Raw genomic sequence first — 19,019 nt, forward strand, 5'->3', positions numbered from 1 at the left:
GTTCTAAAAATCCAGTTCCTGACTGCTTTTGACCGCCCGTGCGGGCGCGCCGATATACAACTGCCAGGGTTGCGTGTCTTTGGAAATCAATGCGCCCATGGCGACACAGGTGCCTTCGCCGATGGTGCAATTGTTGGTGATGGTTGCGTTGACCCCGAACCATGAATAGGCGTTGACCAGACAGTGCCCGGAGAGGACCACATGGGAGGCGAAGAACACATGGTCCTTGATCTCGCCATGATGACCAATGTGGTTGCCACTCCACATCACCACGTTGTTGCCGATCGTCGTGAACGGCTGCAGGGTGTTGTCTTCGAGGATGAAGCAGTTCTCGCCGATGACATTGTCATTGACCGTGGCATTCGGGCTGACATACGAAATGAAGTCATAGCCCTTGTCCTTGCCCTGGATATAGACCGACTCGCGCAGACGGTTCATCTTGCGTCCGGTCATGGGGGCGAAGAGCTTGTATTCGGTACTCGGGAAATAGTCTTGGAGGGATTCGAACGGCACTACTGGCAGCCCTTCGAATAACTTCGACTCCGGGATATAACGCTCATTCACGGTGAACGCGACGACTTCCACCGTGGGGTCTTTTTTCAGGTAGTAATGCGCCAGTTGCGCGGTATCCAGAACCCCGAAAATCACAACTTTCTGCATCGTGGTCTCCAAGGTCTTCAAAAATGAGTCAGGTCAAAAGGGCCTGTGTAACGGGCTGTGTATACTGCGCCCACCTTAACATTGTCACTGGTGTAACGAGATAGGACTCCGGGCAGATGGGCAAGATTCTTGATCAAGGTCAAATCCGCTTTTACAAGGAAAACGGCTATCTGGTGGCGGAGGATATTTTCGACCCGCGGCACCTCGATGAAACGCTGGAGCACTTCAGCCTTTCGTTCGCCCAACAACTGGAGCGCCTGTCGCTGCCCGTCGCAAGCGGGCCGACCCTGGACGCACTGCACCAGAACATGGCCGCTCTGCTGAGCGCCAACACTGCGCTGTACCTCGCCACCCTGCGCATGTGCTCGAAACTTTATGGTGTCTATCGCCTGATGGCCGCCGAGCGCCTGCGCGATGCCACCGCCGACCTGGGCATCAGCACCCCGCTGTTCCAGACCACCCCGGTGCTGCACCTGATGTCGAAACGGCTGGTTATCCCCGGCGGCTACCAGGGCTTCGATGCCCATCAGGACTGGACCTCGGTACAAGGCAGCCTGGACACCATCACTACCTGGATTCCGTTCATGGATATCGACGCCAGGCTGTTCACCATGGAAGTGGTCCCGAAAAGTCATGTGCAGGGGCTGCTCAGCGGCGCGCAGGAACAACATGTGCTGCGGGTCGACGACCGGCATTTCAACGACGAAGACTTCATACCTGTCTGTGTCGGCAAGGGCGGCGTGTGCTTGATGTCGAATTTCACCATTCATCGCTCTTCGCGCGAAGGCGACGAGCGTATCCGGATTTCCATCAGCGGCCGTTACGAAAACGCCAGCGAGCGGACGTTCATCGAACGCGAGTATCCATTCACTCAGCACAAGTCGATGCAGCGTGGTTTCATTACTGAGGACTTCCCGAGCGTCGAGCAAGTGCGCGACACCTACTCCACCGAGAACACCTGATGGACAACAGCAATCCCTTCCCAGGCCTGATCGCCTATTTCGCCGCCAAGCGGACGATGTTCCAACGGGAAAAACACAGCATCACCCGCCTCGCCCTCGGATCCTCCCACGGCGACTTCGCGTTCGATCCTGCGTATTGCCCCGGCGCGTTCAACCTGTGCAGCCGCTCCCAGGATTTTCGCCACTCCCTGGCGCTTTACCAATACGCCGCCAGCCAGGCACCAAACCTGAATACGCTGATCGTTTTCTATTCTCTGTTTTCGCCCGGTAACGTGCTGGAACAATCACCCAGCGAAAAGACTCTCGCACCGCTGATGAACGAAGTGTTCCGGCTTGGGCAACGCTATGACGATGCGCAACTGATGGAGATTGCTGCCCAACTGGAAGGCAGGTTGGAGGCAATCGACGACACACTCGGCGGGAAGTCCGGTTTTTTGCCGCAACACCAGAAAGGCTTCATGCCAGCAGACTACAGCGTGCAACAGCGGGTCGAGGATCACCTGCGGCTCAACCGCAAGGAAGATGGCAATCAGTACCTGGCTCAGTTGCTGATGCTGGCCGCCGAACGCGGTCACCGGGTGCTCCTGGTGATTCCACCGATGCACCGCGATTACCAGGCCGTCGCCGGCCCGGACTCGCCCCATCTGTTCCGCGGCGCGTTCGAATTGCAGCAGCTGATGGACTGCCTGCGCCCCGGCTTCAACATGAACATCCTCGACTGCTACGCCGACGCTGACTTCGTCGACGAACACTTTGGCGACTACGACCATCTGCTACCTGAGGGCGATGGTGCCCCGCTCCTGTCGACGAAGATCACCGAAGCCCTTGCAGCGTCCTGATCGACGTACGGTATACCGGGTATGGCTGGACAAGTCGCCGGCCTGCCAATACCGCCAACTTAGGCAGGCCCAACCGTAGGCGGTGCAATACACGGGAGTGGAGTCGGGGGAGATTCGCCGGACAGTGCGCGAGCACTAAGTGATTTTTGACTGATGCCGGGCGGGTATGCACCATGGAATGGCGCAATGTGGACTGAAGCCTCCAGTCATGTGCAGAGCATGTTTACTTGTCTGCACATGAACGGTTTCCCCGGCTACTTGTTAGTTGACCGTTTGAATCTGTATTACTGCCGTTCCTGTGTTATTGGAGCAACCGTCGTCGCCAACATAGGCCGCGAGTTCCATGGTGGCTTGAGTCATGTCGACCACAGTCGGTTTGGCTGTGACCACCGTGCCCCACCGAGCGCTCCCCCAGCCGCCCTGCAAGAATACCGTGTCGATCAGACAGCCCGCCGACAGATCGCCGTTTGAACAACTCATGTCATTCGATATCAGCGAAAAAACATAGCGGCCCGGCGCAAGTGGAATTCTTACCGCCGCACCGCCTGCTGTCGGTCCAAATGGACTGGAAATACAATTGCTATTGGCGTTGATCGTGACAGAGGTCGCAGCAACACACGCCAAAGGAGCGGCGAAGACGAGAGCTGCAGTGAGAAGCTTTGCGTACATTAATTACATCCTTTCAAAAAATGTAGGTGATGGGTAATTCCATCAAGCGGAACATCATGATTCCGGCGTTGACCAGCAACTGGCTGACTTGTCGGTGAGTAACCCTCATCAGCACAGGAGCTGCGCTAATTTATCGCAGCGGACAGGGGAATGAAAAGCAAGGTTTCGGTGAACCGGCGTTTTTCAACGAGGTCTTCCCGCACTCAGTCAGGCTCCAACTTTGCGCTCGCGCAGGGTCAGCCAGGTCGTCGCGCCGACGATTACCGCGATGCCCAGCAGCTCATTGCCAGCCGGAACATCGGCCCAGACCAGGAATCCGATCAGGCTGGCAAAGACCAGGGTCGAGTACTCGAAGGGTGCTATCAGTGTGGCGGGCGCATTCTGGTAGGCGAACGTCAGCAGAATCTGCGCCGCGCCGCCCAGCAACCCGATCGCCACCAGCACCGGCAACTCCTCCAGGGAAGGCACGACGCTGTCGAACCATAGCGACAACGCCCCCGCTACAGCCCCGAACACCGTGAAGTAAAACGCCACCGCACTGCCCTTTTCTTCACCGGACATGGTGCGGATGGAAAGCAGGGCGGCGGCCGTGGCCACAGCGCCCGCCAGAGCGACCAGCACACCCGGCTCGACACTGCCCGCGCCCGGCAGCACGATGAGATAGACACCGAGAAAACCGCACAGCAAAGACAGCCATCTGCCACGGCTGACCGACTCGCCGAGAAACAACATTGCAAACAGGCCGATGAACAGAGGCGCCGTGTACGTCAGCGCGGTGGCCGTGGCCAATGGCAACAAACCCACTGCGGCGAAACAAAGCACCTGCGAAGCGGTGCCGAAGGTACAGCGGCGCAAATGTGCCCCGACATTGCGGGTACGCAGAGCCCCCCACTCCCCGAGCAAGTGGATCAACAGGAGGATAGGGATCAAGGCGAACAGATTACGTACGAACAGGATCTGTCCCACCGGATAATCCTGTCCCAGGCCCTTGATCAAGCCGTACATCCCGGCAATCAACAGCGCTGAAACCAGCTTGCAGATAATCGCGCGCCTGACCGCACTCATAGCGCTGCGCTTTCCGCTCCGACACTGGCGAGAATGTCGTCCCGCGAGACGTTCTCCAGGCCAAGAGCGCGAAGATTACGGCCTTGGGCCAGGTAATCGGTGTTGTTGACCGCGGAGGCCAGCCGAATGATCGAGCCAATCATCGAACAGTCCACCCCAATCTGCTGACCCAACTCGAACCAGGGCACCAGCACATAGGGAACATCCTGGGAAACGAAGCGATGACGCATATGGTCCGGCGCCATGTGCAAGGCATTGTGCTCAGGCGAATTACTGGCGAACTCGTTGAAACTGGTGAATGAACGGCCATAAAAACCATTGAGAATGTCCACCACTGAGCGGGTGTGCAGACCAAAACCACGTGCGATACCTTGCCGCTCCTGATCGAGTTGTTCGGCCACCTTGCCGACCGAGGCCGATATACCTTCCCGGTAGAAGTAGAAGTTTCCGCCAGAAGTTTCGATCCAGCCCGCGTTCATTAACGCCGGTACCGGATGAATGACACCGGTAACGCAGGAGAGCCCGATTTCCAGCACATTGTCCCGCCAGTCCAGTGGCATCGGAAATAACGCCTCGATATCGCGCCGGACAGTTGCATCAAGCGCCACCGGCAGGGAAGCGACGGGAAGAAGCTTCTTTATTCCCGTAATACGCACATGGCCGCCATCAAAGCGCGAGGCATAGGGAGATGTACTGGTTTCAATGATTGCCCTGGCATTCAGTTTGCCTCGTGCGACGAGACTAAAGAAGTTGCCGGTAATACAAATGACAACATGCCGGCTCAAATCGAATTCAGCCAATTCATCGATGATGGTCATATGGCCATAAGCAGGAACAGTAACAACAAGATAGCGGGAGAACGCCAGGGCCTCGGCCATGGACGTGCTCAACCGCGGCTGAACACGACTATCGGGCGCCAAGGACGAGGTCAATCCACCTGCGGCCTCGATACTATCGAGATTGCCACTGTGTTGTGGATGCGCATATAACAGCGTATCAATATCGCGATGGGAGAGATCTGCGACAAAGGCACAGCCACAGTGTCCTGCGCCGAGAATGGAAACAGCAGTCATGTCATTATTCCTCTGGAAATGGATTCGGCGGCCATTAGGTTCTTTTGCACACAAAAGAACAATCAACCAATGGTAATCCGATATTTCCGAATCAATAAGAAACCAGAATAACAACCCGCGACACGTAAGTTATTTAACCCACTAAAAAACATTCGACAGGACCTTCCAGACTCCAAGTATCGCCACCATTACGTGAGCATTACATTACTGTTATGGCGGAGTTCGGATAGCGACAATTCCGCCAAGAAGGAAATCACGATTTGACGACCTGAGGGGCTCCCCTCGGCCCCTTGTCCAGCGGCGAATTTTTAGGCACCTGGGTTGTGTAAAAAACGTCGCCGAGAGGCGATCAGCCAAGGTGAAAACAGGCGAGGAACAGCCTGGGGGTCGCTCGACGTTTGATGGGTGTAAATGAGCACTCTGACCAGCGTCACGCAGAAATCTGTTTTCAATTCAGCATGGGTGAGTTCGGATGCATTTCATACAGTGCTTAACATTTGAAGGCGCTCAACCCATTCAGATTGCTTCGCGTCTGCCTCTGCAAGGTGAAGCCTTCGCATAGCCTCCATATTCAGAGTGGGGCGACTCACCTGCCCCGACCGCCCCCCCCCGCCAACAATCTCTTCACTCAAGGTTCTCTAATTCGTCTTATCGCTGTCTTAGCTTTTCGTTCTGTCCGCGCGATGATGAGGGGCCTCAGCCCATAATTCATTAATTGCCATGGACCCAGGCCAGCACAGCTAAATCCGAATCAAGTCTGCATAACCGTTTATGCGGTGTCTGGCAGCTAACGACCTCAGATGCCACTCGCAGGAAAAGCACTCATGACCGGATATCCCTCGGCTGTAATCCGGGGGCACGACGCCCCCTCCAAACTTCCACTCGTTCGAAAAGGAGCCTGGAATACATTTTTTTTGAGCAAAAGTTCAATCCTTAAGTCGCCTATCAGATTGACGGCCCCTTCTCTCGACTATAAAGTTCGCGGTCCTCGACCTAAAATGCGGAATTTGTCGTGATCCTGATCCCTGCTTACGAACCGGATGGAACCCTAGTCAAGCTAGTGGATGAACTGTTGGAGATGATGCGCAGCACCAATCAGAACGTGCCCCTGCTCGTCATCAACGATGGTTCTCGTCGTGAAGTCGCACTTCAAGTGTTTGCCGATCTGGAGGCACGCGGCATCGAAGTTGTGACGCATCCTGTAAACAAGGGTAAGGGTGGCGCGCTGAAAACCGGCATCGCTATCGCACGTGATCGGGGAATGCCTTATGTGCTGACGGCCGACGCCGACGGCCAGCACCTCCCCGTAGACATCCTGCGGGTCATGGCGGCCGGTGTCGAAACCGGCAATTCGGTAATCCTCGGTCGCCGAGTATTTGACGAGTCCACACCGCTGCGCTCCAAGTTCGGCAACGAATTGACCATCCGGGTATTCCATCTGGTGCATGGCAAACGTGTGAACGACACCCAAACCGGACTGCGTTTTATTCCAGCGTGCTTCTATGAAGACTTGCTAGCCATAACCAAGGATAAATACGACTTCGAACTGGCGGCCCTGATTATCTTCGCGCGCAGGAACCGACTGCAGGAGGTCGTGATCCAAACCGTCTACGAGCCGGGCAACCCGTCTTCGCACTTCCGCAAGCTGCAGGACTCGGCGAAAATCTACGCAGTGCTGTTGCGCGGCGGGATGGTGTCGTTGTTCCTCGCCCTGATGGACTTTCTGACCTTCCAGCTAGTCGATTCGATCAGCGGCTCCACAACATTGTCCGTGGTCGTGGCGCGCACGGTCGGAACGTTGGGCTATTTTTATCTGGCCCGCAACTTCATCTACAAAGTGGGTGGAAACACCCTCAGTACCTTCATGAAGTACCTGATCTTGGTGCTCCTGAATATCTCCATCCTGGTGCCGCTCATCGATCTGGCCAAAGAACAGTTCGAAATGCCGAAGGTGCTGACCTATATCGCCGGCACTCTGGGCCTGTTCTTCTTCAACTTCTTCGTGCAGAGGGCTTTCATCTTCAAGAAGGTCGCTCCAGCCCCGGATGTGGCGTCAACTGCGACCCCCGTCCCGCCAAGCGTGGAAACGTCTCGATAATTCCTTTCAGCTCAGGGCTGGTCAGTCATGGCCAACCCTGATGCTTTAGCACTTCCAGTCTGACGGCTCCCGCCCAGGGAACCGCCGCTACCCTGCCTTTGCGAACCAGACATGAATCAGATCAATCAAACACTCCCCTCCTCCCTGGGCAACGACGTGCAGTTGCACCCACGCACTTTCCGCTGGGTCGCCGTATTGCTGGCACTATGGCTTGCCACCGGCGCGAGCTACCTCTACCGGCAGGAACTGTCCATGCAGCTTGGGCTCTGGGACCACTTCGACATCAATGCGGTGAACTACTCCCGCTATGTCGATTCTCGTGACTCTCAGCAAGTATTCCAGGACCAATTGCTCCTTGTGCGCCAGGGCTATCGCAAGGGCGCGCTGTTCGTCGGCCCCAGCAACCTCTACAGCCGACAGTTGCTGCCCATCGATAGCAACAACAGTTACCGGATGAGTTTCGAACTGATAACCCTCACCGATGGCACCGACGACAAGGGCTCGGCCACCTACGCAGGCGTGGTGTTCTTCGACAAGGACAAGAACATCATTATCGAGCCGCAGTCGCATATGTTCGGCGTCGCCTCGAACGATGTAGTAACCCGTGCCACAGGACGCCTCCAGCTCAGCGGCGTGTTCTCTCCGAACGGGCGCGAGTTGAACCGCATTCCGCCCAGCGCTCGCTACATGAAGATCGCAATCAACCTCAACTACGGTGATCCAAGGGCCGCAGTGGTGCTATCGAACGTCAAGTTCGTGCCTTATGTCGCTACTGGAGACAACAAATGACGCTGTTTTTCGGGTTTCTGGCGGTCTCGCTATTCATGCTGCTGATCGGCTTCATCTGGCCGATCAGGGGCCGTATCGACATTTTGTCCCTGACCACGCTGACCGTGGCCAAATCACTGTGGCTGAGCTGGCTGGTAGTGTTCGTGTCCTACTGGCTGAATCTCGGCGACCTGTTGCTGCCAATCCTCCTGGCGGTAACCGTGATCACCGTGCGTCGATTTTTCAAGGGTAACGACGCCAAAGTCGTCTTCAGCTTCGGCAGCCTGCTGCTGGTGGTCGCGCTCATCGCAATCGGCCTGCTGCTGAGCCCGCTGGGAGCGCTTAAGCCAATCCTCGATGGAGAAATCGTTCTATCCGGCTGGGATGTCAACGCCTCTTGGAATAACTGGGCCATGCAGTTATTCGAGAACACCTACTCGCCTTACATCGCCGCCTATCCGCTATTCCTGCCAGGGCTGTGGTCGCTGATTTACAAGGCCCAAGCCAACCCGATGGTTTGGGTCATGACCCGCCTGCTGCTGTGTATCTTCCCGCTGCTGCTGGTCGTGCAGATTGGCTCGCTGACCATCGCCCGCCGGCCCCTGGCGGCACTACTGGTGTTCCTCTCGGTATGGGGCATATTCCTGCTCAACCCACATCTGCTGGCTGGCATCACCGACCCTATCGTGATGATGCTTACCCTGATCGCCGGGGTGGCGCTGTACCTGGCGACCTGCTGCGACCGCCAGGACGAGCGGATCGACCAGTACACCCTGTGCGCCGCACTGTTTGCCGGTATCGGCGCGATCACCAAGCAACCCGGCACCCTGGGCGCGATCGCAATCGCGCTGGGGCTGATCCTGATAGGTCTGCGTACTTCGAAACGGCCTGCCTGGTACCTGGCGCGCCTGGCGGCTATGGTCGTACCACCCGCGACCTTCATGATCATTTTTTCCTCCGCGCCATCGATGCCGACCGCGCTGGGCAATCTCAGCTTCCTCATGAGCCTGACTTCGCGGGCATCTGACGGAGGCGGCATCTACGAACATGGCTGGAACCTCGTGGTAAACATGTTCGGACGCTTCCCTCTGCTGCTGATGCTGACCTTGGCCGCTTTCAACCTATGCACCCCGAAGCGCCTGGTCAGCCAGATCGGCCTGGTCTACCTGGCGTGCTCAGGGGTGGCCTTCATCGCCTATTCGAACTGCTGCGCCTATGACGAACGCAACGGCTGGTTCCTGATTGCACTGCTGGGAATGTCGGCAATCTGCGGCGCCTCGATCCTCGAAGGCCCACTGATGCGCGAACTTGCGCCGCTGCGGGAATTCTTCGGCTCGGCACAGAGCCCCCTGCGACGTCAACACACCCGTGGCAGCGCGACACTGCAGCTCATCGGACTGGTCCTCGCCGTTGCCATCGCAGGCCTGCTGCAACTGGTGACTGGAGAATCGCGCTACCTTGAAGCCGCCAAGGAGGCCCGTCGTGAAATCGTTTGGCCTACCGTCAACCACCTGGCCTACACCGACATCAACAACCTGGGCGATGGCCTGATCATCACCAACTACCAGTTCGTCGCCCTGCTGCCGGACCTCGAAAAGCGTCATCGCATCTGCCCGGATATGGCCTGCGTCACCGCCGCCATCAAGCAGCACCCGGGCAGCCGGGTACTGATGGGACCTGACTCCTTCAATTACCCAGCGCTGCGCGCATCGCTGGCGAGCACAGACTATCTGGCCAACGAGGATAAATACGGTTTCGTGATTACCCGGAGCCTGAAGGTCGAGGATCTGCCGGCAGCTTCAAATCCCTAGCGCAGTCTTCAGTCGTGATTTTCGTCAGGAATCAAGGATTTAACCAATCGGCTCGTAATTTTGTGCCTCTGCCGGCCGCTGCAAGACCCTGAATGCCTGACATTTCCGCACACACTGATTGTGCTGAAGCCAAAAAGAAAAAACGCCCAAGCCCTCCTTACAAAGGGCTTGGGCGTTTTTTTTGCGTGCTGTTGAGACCTCTAGAGGGCACGAGGGGATATTGATTGAGTGGCAACGATAATCTGCCCACCACCTTGCCGCCGAAGGCTTGTTGCAGCAGATGGAAGAACAGAGCAATGCGCCGGGAGTCCGCCGGGGCATCCTCAGCAACCCGGAAGCGCGCCGAGAACTCAGCGACCAGATGAATTGCTTCCCAAGTGAGATTCAGTCGAGTTGTGCCAGTAACGCAGCTTGAGCCAGCAACACGCAACGAGAAACGGCAGCAACCTCTCAGCCCAGCCATGCTTCGAGCACTAAAGCCGGTCAGATCAGTCGTTTACGAATGGGGTTCGACCCGATAAGGGCGGCACATGAGCCCCAACGGGAGCGCTGCCGGATAAAATCGAAAGGCATATGCCAAACAAATGCGCCCGCAACGGCGATACACAGGAACAGGCAGGGAAGTAGAAAGGCCCAGAAACAACAAAGCCCCGATTTCCGGGGCTTTGTGTATTACATATGGCGGAGAGATAGGGATTTGAACCCGCCCAAAGCGCTCATGAGGCCGTAACAGGCCATGATTACGGGCTATTCTGCCGTTAGCGCATGGCCCTATTTGGCCTAAAGCGGCCCAAGATTTGCCCTAAATTTGCCCTAAGATTTTCTCCACCACGGAGCATTCTCATGGATCAACAGGCCTCGACAGCAGCTGACACGCTTGAGCTGCTGCTACTGAATCAGATTGCCATTAGAGCAGCGCTGGAGGAACTCTCGCTTTGGGTCAGCCATCGTGGCGCAGTCGTCACTCACCAAAACGTAATGGCCGCGCTAGCGGCCCTCGACATTCACGCTGAGGCGATCTCATCGGGGATTCAACGCCTTCGATCCTAGGGTTGCACACCCCGATTGTGCTGGGGTATCAGTTCTAAAAGCGCCCCGGCCCTTGATTACAGGGGCTGCACACACCATATGCGCTATCGCATATCCTTTCTTCTAGGCGCTGATGGGCATTGTTTGGCGTCCGATTTGCCCCATTTTTGCCCCATGGATTTCCCGACGCCAGCCCCGCCGAATATCTGCCGATTGGCTGAACTGCTGCGGGCTCTTTGGATGGGGATTTGAACCTGCCCAACCTTCTCATTAGGCCGCTACCGGCCAGCAAAACGGGCTATTCTCGCCTCAGCGGATGGCCCACTTAGGCCCAGCGCGACCTAGAATTTTCCCTAACTCTGCCCTAAGAATTCTCAAGTCTGGAGCCTTGTCATGGATGAAATGGTTTGGACGAAGCCACACTGGGCGAGCAAAGGTAACTCGCAAGGCCGGCCTGCTGGCAAGCGACCCACAGCGATCAGCAGAAATCCCGTAGCGATCGCCTTTATTCCTAACTCATGCCCCAGCAATACGCCCGGATTTAGTGGCCTCCTACAGAAACATCATAATCATAAAAAATTTACTGACAGACAACAAAAGCTCACACTTTCAAACAAAACTAAATAGGTAGCATTTTCGAATGACAACCCAAATAGATAAAGTTTCAAAATTTATCTTTAGCTATGTAGAGAAATATCGCAACCACTATAAAAACTCATTAACTCCGCCTCCTTATGGAGCAGGCTACCCTAACATATTAAAGTCTCCATACCTAGACGCCAGCGAGCTAAACATCTACATCGCGCAAGACGGAATAATCATATCATTAGAAAAAGAGCCGCCTCACCAATGGTACGTTTTCGGAGGACCGGCAAAGTATTCTGACTACGAACCATCAAGGCGCCCCACCTCACTCATAGAACACCTAAAAAAATATGATCTTTATGACAAACCTACTCCTATTTACAGGCTTGTCAGTAAGAAACCACTAGCATCTTGCGTATGGCGTGGACGATTGCAGAAAATCATCACATCTACTACTACGTCAAGTACAGAGCTCAACCTCTCCCTTAAAATTTCGCAGCTTGGAACATCCACACGGGAAGTTCTCAACATCCTAACCTTCGGCGTTTATGGCTCTATTTTCAAGGATACCTTTTATGAAGAAAACGCCGACTTTGGTTTCTCCCAAAAAATCGTAAATATGGGTTTCTTTCCTGCCGACCTAAACAATAGAAGATACTTTCAATATCTCAAAATAATTTGTCATGTTGACGAAGCATCTCTAGATTTGCGTCTAGTTGATTTACTAGTTCAAAAAGACTTACGTCAAGATCTACTTGACGCGGCCGCTTCGAACGGCACGGAGCGTGATGGAGCTATTCTGTCTTTCGGCAATACTGACAAATGGCTAGCAAGCTATAACACCAAAATGGAATCGCTGAAGCTTGCCATAACCGAGTTAAGTGACGCACTTAAATTTAAGAACAACGCACCCGAACAAGTTTTTCACGAAATAATTGAGCGGAACCCTATATTATTAGATGTATATGGAGAGGTTGAAAGCAAGCCGGAATTTCGTTACCCCGGTGGATTATCATCACCCATTGGGAAGAAAAAGCTTCAGCCTGACTTCATCATTCGCTACGGCAATTCCTCATATAAAATGATCGAAATAGAGCGCCCATCGAAAGATATCCGAACCACACAGGGTCAGCCCAGAGCAGAGGTCGGCCAAGCCGTCTTTCAAACCGCAGAATGGAAACACTATATTTCAACTCACTATAACTTACTCTCAGAAAAATACCCTAACATTCACACAAAGTGCAAAACCTGCGTCATAATGAGCCGCGCCACACAGCAGAACATCTCAACTCCAGCCCAAGCTCAAGAATACATCGGTATGGTGACCCTACAATACAATCTGGACGAGTTTCTGACCTTCGACGATCTGCTAGAGAGGGCAATTACAGCCTACTCAAAACTAACTGGATTGAAGCTTGGATAAATAGTTGAATCATTTAGAAAAGTTGCCCTAACTGTTCAGGGTGCCAGTTCATGATCACTAACTCGCCGGTGACCTCAGCCTTACCTTGCCTCTGGTTCGTATTGGTATAGCGGATATCGAGGCTTGCGAAGTGGAAACCCTCGAAGACGCGCCGGATGTCCGGATGGTCATTGATGCTAACCATCACCTTCCCCTTGCACAGGCGCATGAAGTCGGCCATGCGCTCGTACTCCTCAAACGGGAAGTCCACGCCGTAACCGGCGGTCTGCCAGTACGGCGGGTCCATGTAGAAGAACGTGTGCGATCGATCGTAGCGCTCGGCGCAGGCGAGCCAGGGTAGGTTCTCTACGTAGGTGCCGGCGAGACGCTGCCACGCGGCGGACAGGTTCTCCTCAATGCGCAGTAGGTTGATGGCAGGGCCGGTGGTGGCGGTACCGAACGTCTGCCCGGTGACCTTGCCGCCGAAGGCGTGCTGCTGCAGGTAGAAGAAGCGGGCTGCACGCTGAATATCGGTCAGGGTCTCAGGGCGAGTCATCTTCTGCCACTCGAAGATCTGGCGGGAACTGATCGCCCACTTGAACTGGCGGACGAACTCCTCCAGGTGGTTCTGCACAACACGGTAAAGGGTGACCAGGTCACCGTTGAGATCGTTCAGCACCTCCACCGGTGCGGACTGGGGGCGCATGAAGTACAACGCAGCACCGCCGGCGAAGACTTCGACATAGCATTCATGTGGGGGAAAGAGAGGGATCAAGCGGTCGGCCAGGCGGCGTTTGCCACCCATCCAGGGGATGATTGGAGAGGTCATATATGCAAGTCTTTACTGTATGGATAAACAGGTGTTAGGCTCGCCGCGCTTTGTGCACAAGGCAGGGGCCACGGCTGGACTTGCAGGAAGGGTCTGCGGGTTCGGCGGGCCGGGATGGATGTTGACGCATCCAACCGGCTCGCCTCTTTTCATTTGTAGACTTCGCGCACGTAGGCCTGACAGGCGCGAAGCGCGATCAGTCCTTGATCGCCTTCGTCGGTGATGGCGACAATTCGTTGAGCATGCGCAGGGTCAAGTTGGGCTCGACTGGTTCCATGAACCACGCCGCCGGCGCCGGGGGTGGTTGACACCCCACCGCTACCAGCTGAGGAGGCTGGATTGGCGAGGATGACTGACAGCCGCAGATCAGAAGTAGCGAGGCGATCGCGAAGGCGAGCCTGGGCCTGTTGGGCATCTGTAAGCTCCTGGTGATGGTTCTTGTCGGCCGCTTGCAGGCGTGCCTCTAAGGCAATGCGCTTGGCCTGCTCAGCGGTGTTCCATTCAACGACGGCGAGCCCTGCAGCGAGACGCTCGCCCTGGAACAGGCCAGCCTGCTCAGCGAGCTGCCGCTCATACTCGTTCGCCTGCCACCGCCAGGCAGCGCCACCGCCCAGGCCGAGCCCGATTAGCAGCGCGACAGTGGGCAAGCGCCAAGCCAGCAGACTCACTGGAGCACCGCCAGTGCCCGCTCATAAAGCTTCTGCCGATCCTCCTGGCCATTAGCCCCCCCGTTGATATTCCTGGTGATCTGCAGGAACTCTCCCCGGTCTGCGAGGCCATTGAGCCCATTGATCTGCCAGAACCAGGCCGCCGACAGCGACGCATAGACGGGGTGCTCCAGCAACTCGGGAGTAGCGAGCAGCCGCCCATCACTGAACAGCGCCTCGCTGCAGGCGTTGTAGTTCAGCCGGCCGGTAAGCTGGATCAGCCCCCGACCGGGGAAACGCCAACCGTCGCCAGAGGACTCGGCACCGTTGCCCATACGGCCACCGTAGACCGCGTTGGCCAGCTTCTCAGGGTTGCCGGCCAACTCGGCGGCACGCGGTACCAACGAGCGCCAACGACTGTTCGGGGATGACGCCAGGCCAATCTCCCGAATGCGCTCGGCGCGGTAGTTCAGGTTCTCCTTGACCCGCTGCAGGTGGCCGGATTCGTGACCGATCTGCGCAATGAAGGCCGCAATACGCAGCCGCGTGATGATCGCGTATTTCCCCATTGCCGCATTGAGCGCTGGAACAAAAACGCCGGCTTTCTGGCCGGCGTTGGGGAGGATCTGTTGTAGTTGATGTTCTGTAATTGGCATTTGCCACCTCGAATTGCAGACAAGAAAAAGCCCCGTCAGTACGGGGCTCTATTGGTTGAGCTGGACGAGCCAGTCAGGCGGCGCCGGCCGTGACATCTGCTCAGGAAACGCATCGGCCGCCGGCCAGTCGCGCAACGCTTTGCGGTACTCCATCAGTTCCGCGAACTGCTCCGACGTGATCGAGGTGTCGTAACCCATCTCGACTTCATCGCGGTGGCGGGTAACGATCCATTCGTAGCGGCTCAACTCGCTGTCACGCCAGGAACGTTCGATGTCGCGCAGCACGTCATCGCTCGGCGGTGCTGGCTCTGCGATTTCGGGAACACCCTCCTTCCCCGGGCGGACAACCTGACCGGCCGATCCGGCCGCAAGCAGCTCCAAGTGCCGAACTGCGGTAATTTCGACCCCGCCGTTATCCGCGAGTCCATACAAAAAGCGCCCGTCCGACTCGACCCATTTGGCCCAAATACCCATTCATTTCTCCTTAGTAGCCGATCGCGATCCAGCGGATATACGCCGTCGCACTGAATGAATACGCCGTCCCGATATCCTCACGGCGTGACTGGAAGCCCGTCGCCGTCAAGCCGCGCCCCTGCGAGACAACGCCAGACTGGGTCAGCGTTCCATCGTGTGTCAGCATGCTCACGCATGCCGGAATGATGTTGAAGCCCAGGGGAAACGTAACGGCCGTCTCCGCATCCGCCGTATTCGCAACGTGGACGCCCCACTGCACCACCAACCCGCCGAGCCAGGTGGGGAACACAACCGCGTTGTTCGCCCCGCCACCGCCTTTGATCACGTTGAAGCCCAGGCGCATTTTCGAAACAGTTACGACGTTGTTGTCGCCACCGCCTCCCCCGTTGACCTCCTCTTGCGACGCGCGCAACCCCAGCAGCAGCGGCTGGCCATTCCACTTCAACGTGCCGAGGGCATCCATGATCAGACGCCCCGTCGCGCGCCCAAGCCAGTGCAGCCCGATCGCCGGTGCGTAGTCATCGCCGGACTGAGCGTCACCGACTTCGCGAGCCTCGCGGATCTGCATTGCAGAACTGGAATACGTGGTCCCGGTGGTGCCAGCAGCCAGAACGGGCACCTGCTGGCTAACACCCCCGACTGACAGCTTGTTGGCCAGCAGGGCGGTAACCTCGGTTTTCGTGAAAGCATCAGTGATCCCGTACCCGCCCAGGGTGATCGCCCAGTTCGCCTTCTTTGCCAGCTCACCATCGATGTACGATTTGGTGTATGCGTCGACAATGCCGTACCCGACAAGCGTCGTTGCCTTCGTCGCGTACAGCGTTGGATTGAAGTTGCCGCTGTGCCAGAGCGTGCGGGTGTAGCCCCATGCGCCTGCTGACTTCGCCATCCGCGCAAGGATCACGGGCTCTTCGCCGGAAAACGCGAAGGCAAGTTGCGCCGCATAGTTGGCCGTCGAGTAAGGGAAGTTCAGCACCGTGCAATACTGGCCGAAGCCGCTTGCGCCGGCGCCGAACGAATAGAAACCGCCTTCCAGACCGATAACGTCTACCGTACCGATCGGCGCGGTGGTGCCGCCCAGCCCCCGGAAGCCCTTCTGCAGGCCGTCGGTGATGCCATGACCGTCCAGCGTCGTCGGGTTTGAACCCTCGATCACCAGCCCCCGGGCATTGACCTTCACCTTGTTGTAAGTGCCGGCCGGCACGCCGGAAGGCGCCCCGATGATTGCTGCGATGGCCCGCGCCAGTTGGGTGCGGTCGTTTTCATCAGGGACCAGGTCGGCGGCCCGGATCACCCCGAGGATTTCATCGGTGACCGCATTGCCCCAGGCTGACGGGATCAGCGAGCCAATCTGACCGGTAGTAGGGTTTTCGTCAGCGAACTTGCCGTTCACAAGCCCCACGCCGGGGGTACTTTTTGGATAATCCATCGTTGCTCATCCGTAGTTGATAAATTCGACTGCATGCGCCGGCGCCGCGCGACGCACCACGCACTCCAGGGCACCATTCGGATCGGCGCCGAAGCGCTGCCCCCAGTAGCTCGCGCCGAAGCGACGGCCGAGGCGCAGGCGGGGGCCGGCTTCGAGGGTCCACATGTACTGCGCCGACCAGGTGCCGAAGTGTCCGCCCCCGAACCGCGAGCGGCCAAACCGGGGCGAGCGGTGCTCGACGATTCGTGCCTGTGGGTAACCCAGCGAGAACGCCAGGTCGAGGAAGTACGCCCGGGACTGACCGCCGACCTCGACCAGCCGCCGGCGCACCGCCAGCTGCCGGTCGTCGAACGTGGGCGACTCGCCCATGCAGGCGTCGGGCAGCTCCATCACCCGCTCCCAGTCGGGCACCAGTTCGCGCACCGTGTCCGGCAGGGACTCGGCCAACAGATCCGCTGCGCGCAGATCCTCGCGAGCCAGCTCCTGGGCAAGCGAGCCCAGCACGCTATCCACCTCCGGGTTGAACTCGCGATCCCACGCAGGGCCCGGCGGCAGCAGTGCGCGCAGCTGCGCGTAGTAGTCATCTGCCGTCCTCACAGCCACAGGACACCCCCATAGGTCAGCAACTGGTTGTCCTCGGCGGGAACATCACCGATCGGGCTCAGCACCTTGTGGTCGCGCTCGCCTGCAGCGCCGCTAATGGCCTCGCTGATATGTGTCTCGAGTAGCCCGGCGCCCAGCTCGGATTCCCGGTTGTGCAGATCGATCAGGGCAGCTTCCACAGCACGCCGCACGACGCTTGTATCGGGCGTTAGCCTGATCTGGTACTGCACCGGCTTCTCCGCCGGGGGCAGCACATACAGCTCGGCGGTCACAGGTCGTTCGTTTTCGACGTAGGCCCGCACCGCATCGCAAGCCTCGGCCGTGGGGATGATGTCGATATCGCCGTCACGCACGAAAAACAGGCCAACAGTGCCGGGCCCCATCCAGTGACGCACAACCCAGGCGCGGGTGACGCCAGCGACCTCTGTCGCCCAGGTCACGTAGTCGGAGCGACTGCCGCCGTGGGCGATCACACGGTATGAGCGGATCACGCGGGCCCGCAGCGTCTCGATGCTTTCCTGATCGGTGCCGCCTTGCAGCCCCGGCGCTGCGACGGTGAACACGCTGTTCACCCCGAGCACCGGCGACACCAAGTTGAGCGTTTCGCCCGCCTCGGTGTTGCCCAGCGGGCCGGCGTCCAAAGCCTCGACCTTCGCCGTGCCGGTGGTCGCCGTCAGTTGTACGGTGGCCACCACGCGAAAGCGCACGCCATCGCTACGCTGCAACAGCGTGCCGGCATCAAGCAGCGCAGACACCGCACCATTGAGCGACACGGGGCCAGTGGCAGCCACGGCAGCCAGGCGGTCACGCTTGAGCCGGGCACGCGCCATCTTGCGCAGTGTGTCTTCGTCGGCCGTGTCCGGCAGGATCTGGTCAGCGATGTATTTCTGGTGCCCGTAGCGCGCGAAGCTGGCCGCGCCATGCACCCGGGCCAGCACCTCGGCATCAGAGCGCAGCAGGCTTGAGCCCGCCAGGTCGCCTTGGGCACGGGCAATCAGGGCGGGCAGTGTTGGGGTTTCAAACGGCATTGATCACCTGCCAGAAGTTGTCGAGTTGCACATCGATCGCGGTGCCGTCCCGCAGGGAGAGGACCACAACCAGGTCAAGGCGGTTGACTCCCCGGGCGGCCGTTACGGTAACGGCGCTCACCCGGCCGTCATCAAGCATCCAGGCCAGCGCCTCGCGGGCGAACGCAACCGCGTCGCGCTCGGTATCCGCAGTCAGCGATCGACGGCGCAATAGCCACAGGCGCGAGCCGATGCGGTCGTCTCCCAGGGTCGGGAAGCTGTCGCCCCACCAGCCGTAACGCTGGTCGTCATCGAGCACATCGCCGGCATCGGCTCGACGCCAGGTCAGCAAGCTGATCACCGCCGCCCTTCGCCACGCGCTTTCGCCGGGATCGTCAGTCAGCAATGCCATG

18 protein-coding genes are annotated in these 19,019 nt (G+C 57.7%); 6 read left to right on the top strand and 12 right to left on the bottom strand.

Annotated elements, in window-relative coordinates; genetic code table 11:
• Nucleotides 1–3 precede the first annotated feature (3 nt).
• Nucleotides 4–660: an acetyltransferase gene (locus CKW37_RS02835; RefSeq protein WP_095153933.1), complete on the bottom strand. Its 657-nt coding sequence runs from the start codon at nt 658–660 to the stop codon at nt 4–6.
• 116 nt (nt 661–776) lie between these two features.
• On the opposite strand from CKW37_RS02835, the gene CKW37_RS02840 reads away from it, so the two are divergent.
• Together CKW37_RS02840 and CKW37_RS02845 are read left to right on the top strand one after the other, a co-directional pair.
• The gene (locus CKW37_RS02840) at nt 777–1,622 is read left to right on the top strand and encodes a phytanoyl-CoA dioxygenase family protein (protein WP_095153934.1); all 846 of its coding nucleotides are present in this window, start codon (nt 777–779) and stop codon (nt 1,620–1,622) included.
• Complete coding sequence (locus CKW37_RS02845; RefSeq protein WP_095153935.1) at nt 1,622–2,461, top strand: hypothetical protein; 840 nt, start codon at nt 1,622–1,624, stop codon at nt 2,459–2,461. Before CKW37_RS02840 ends, CKW37_RS02845 begins: the two co-directional genes overlap by 1 nt.
• Nucleotides 2,462–2,722: 261 nt before the next feature.
• Here CKW37_RS02845 and CKW37_RS02850 read toward each other — a convergent pair whose 3' ends face one another.
• From CKW37_RS02850 to CKW37_RS02860, 3 genes are all read right to left on the bottom strand, one after another.
• Nucleotides 2,723–3,130 (bottom strand): hypothetical protein, encoded by a 408-nt coding sequence (locus CKW37_RS02850; RefSeq protein ID WP_095153936.1) that lies wholly within the window; start codon nt 3,128–3,130, stop codon nt 2,723–2,725.
• A gap of 207 nt (nt 3,131–3,337) precedes the next feature.
• Nucleotides 3,338–4,195 (bottom strand): DMT family transporter, encoded by an 858-nt coding sequence (locus tag CKW37_RS02855; protein ID WP_095153937.1) that lies wholly within the window; start codon nt 4,193–4,195, stop codon nt 3,338–3,340.
• A complete protein-coding gene (locus tag CKW37_RS02860; RefSeq protein ID WP_218241202.1) occupies nt 4,192–5,268 on the bottom strand; it encodes an NAD/NADP-dependent octopine/nopaline dehydrogenase family protein in 1,077 nt (358 codons plus the stop codon). The genes CKW37_RS02855 and CKW37_RS02860 overlap by 4 nt, the downstream gene beginning before the upstream one ends.
• A gap of 1,012 nt (nt 5,269–6,280) precedes the next feature.
• Here CKW37_RS02860 and CKW37_RS02865 point away from each other — a divergent pair.
• From CKW37_RS02865 to CKW37_RS02885, 4 genes are all read left to right on the top strand, one after another.
• The gene (locus CKW37_RS02865; protein WP_095153938.1) at nt 6,281–7,366 is read left to right on the top strand and encodes a glycosyltransferase; all 1,086 of its coding nucleotides are present in this window, start codon (nt 6,281–6,283) and stop codon (nt 7,364–7,366) included.
• A 111-nt stretch (nt 7,367–7,477) separates the two neighbouring features.
• Complete coding sequence (locus CKW37_RS02870) at nt 7,478–8,155, top strand: hypothetical protein (RefSeq protein WP_095153939.1); 678 nt, start codon at nt 7,478–7,480, stop codon at nt 8,153–8,155.
• A complete protein-coding gene (locus tag CKW37_RS02875; protein ID WP_095153940.1) occupies nt 8,152–9,945 on the top strand; it encodes a hypothetical protein in 1,794 nt (597 codons plus the stop codon). Before CKW37_RS02870 ends, CKW37_RS02875 begins: the two co-directional genes overlap by 4 nt.
• 1,669 nt (nt 9,946–11,614) lie before the next feature.
• Nucleotides 11,615–12,982 carry a Shedu anti-phage system protein SduA domain-containing protein gene (locus CKW37_RS02885; protein ID WP_095153942.1) on the top strand — a complete coding sequence of 456 codons (1,368 nt, stop codon included), beginning with the start codon at nt 11,615–11,617 and terminating at the stop codon, nt 12,980–12,982.
• Between the two features lie 13 nt (nt 12,983–12,995).
• Here the strand turns inward: CKW37_RS02885 and CKW37_RS02890 are convergent, their stop codons facing one another.
• From CKW37_RS02890 to CKW37_RS02925, 8 genes are all read right to left on the bottom strand, one after another.
• On the bottom strand, nt 12,996–13,790 hold the full coding sequence (locus CKW37_RS02890) for a DNA adenine methylase (RefSeq protein ID WP_095153943.1): 795 nt from the start codon (nt 13,788–13,790) through the stop codon (nt 12,996–12,998).
• Nucleotides 13,791–13,939: 149 nt separating this feature from the next.
• On the bottom strand, nt 13,940–14,458 hold the full coding sequence (locus CKW37_RS02895) for a lysis system i-spanin subunit Rz (RefSeq protein WP_095153944.1): 519 nt from the start codon (nt 14,456–14,458) through the stop codon (nt 13,940–13,942).
• Nucleotides 14,455–15,093, bottom strand: a complete 639-nt coding sequence (locus CKW37_RS02900) for a glycoside hydrolase family 19 protein (RefSeq protein ID WP_095153945.1) — start codon at nt 15,091–15,093, stop codon at nt 14,455–14,457. The genes CKW37_RS02895 and CKW37_RS02900 overlap by 4 nt, the downstream gene beginning before the upstream one ends.
• Before the next feature lie 48 nt (nt 15,094–15,141).
• Entirely contained in the window at nt 15,142–15,567 is a 426-nt protein-coding gene (locus CKW37_RS02905; RefSeq protein WP_095153946.1) for a phage tail assembly chaperone, read from the bottom strand.
• A 10-nt stretch (nt 15,568–15,577) separates the two neighbouring features.
• Complete coding sequence (locus CKW37_RS02910; RefSeq protein WP_095153947.1) at nt 15,578–16,996, bottom strand: hypothetical protein; 1,419 nt, start codon at nt 16,994–16,996, stop codon at nt 15,578–15,580.
• A 6-nt stretch (nt 16,997–17,002) separates the two neighbouring features.
• Nucleotides 17,003–17,599 carry a YmfQ family protein gene (locus tag CKW37_RS02915; RefSeq protein ID WP_095153948.1) on the bottom strand — a complete coding sequence of 199 codons (597 nt, stop codon included), beginning with the start codon at nt 17,597–17,599 and terminating at the stop codon, nt 17,003–17,005.
• Nucleotides 17,590–18,627: a baseplate J/gp47 family protein gene (locus tag CKW37_RS02920; protein ID WP_095153949.1), complete on the bottom strand. Its 1,038-nt coding sequence runs from the start codon at nt 18,625–18,627 to the stop codon at nt 17,590–17,592. Before CKW37_RS02920 ends, CKW37_RS02915 begins: the two co-directional genes overlap by 10 nt.
• Nucleotides 18,617–19,012, bottom strand: a complete 396-nt coding sequence (locus CKW37_RS02925) for a phage GP46 family protein (protein ID WP_371864267.1) — start codon at nt 19,010–19,012, stop codon at nt 18,617–18,619. Before CKW37_RS02925 ends, CKW37_RS02920 begins: the two co-directional genes overlap by 11 nt.
• Between the last annotated feature and the right edge of the window lie 7 nt (nt 19,013–19,019).

Origin of the sequence: Pseudomonas sp. Irchel 3E13 (genome assembly GCF_900187455.1) — a bacterium.
GTDB lineage: Bacteria > Pseudomonadota > Gammaproteobacteria > Pseudomonadales > Pseudomonadaceae > Aquipseudomonas.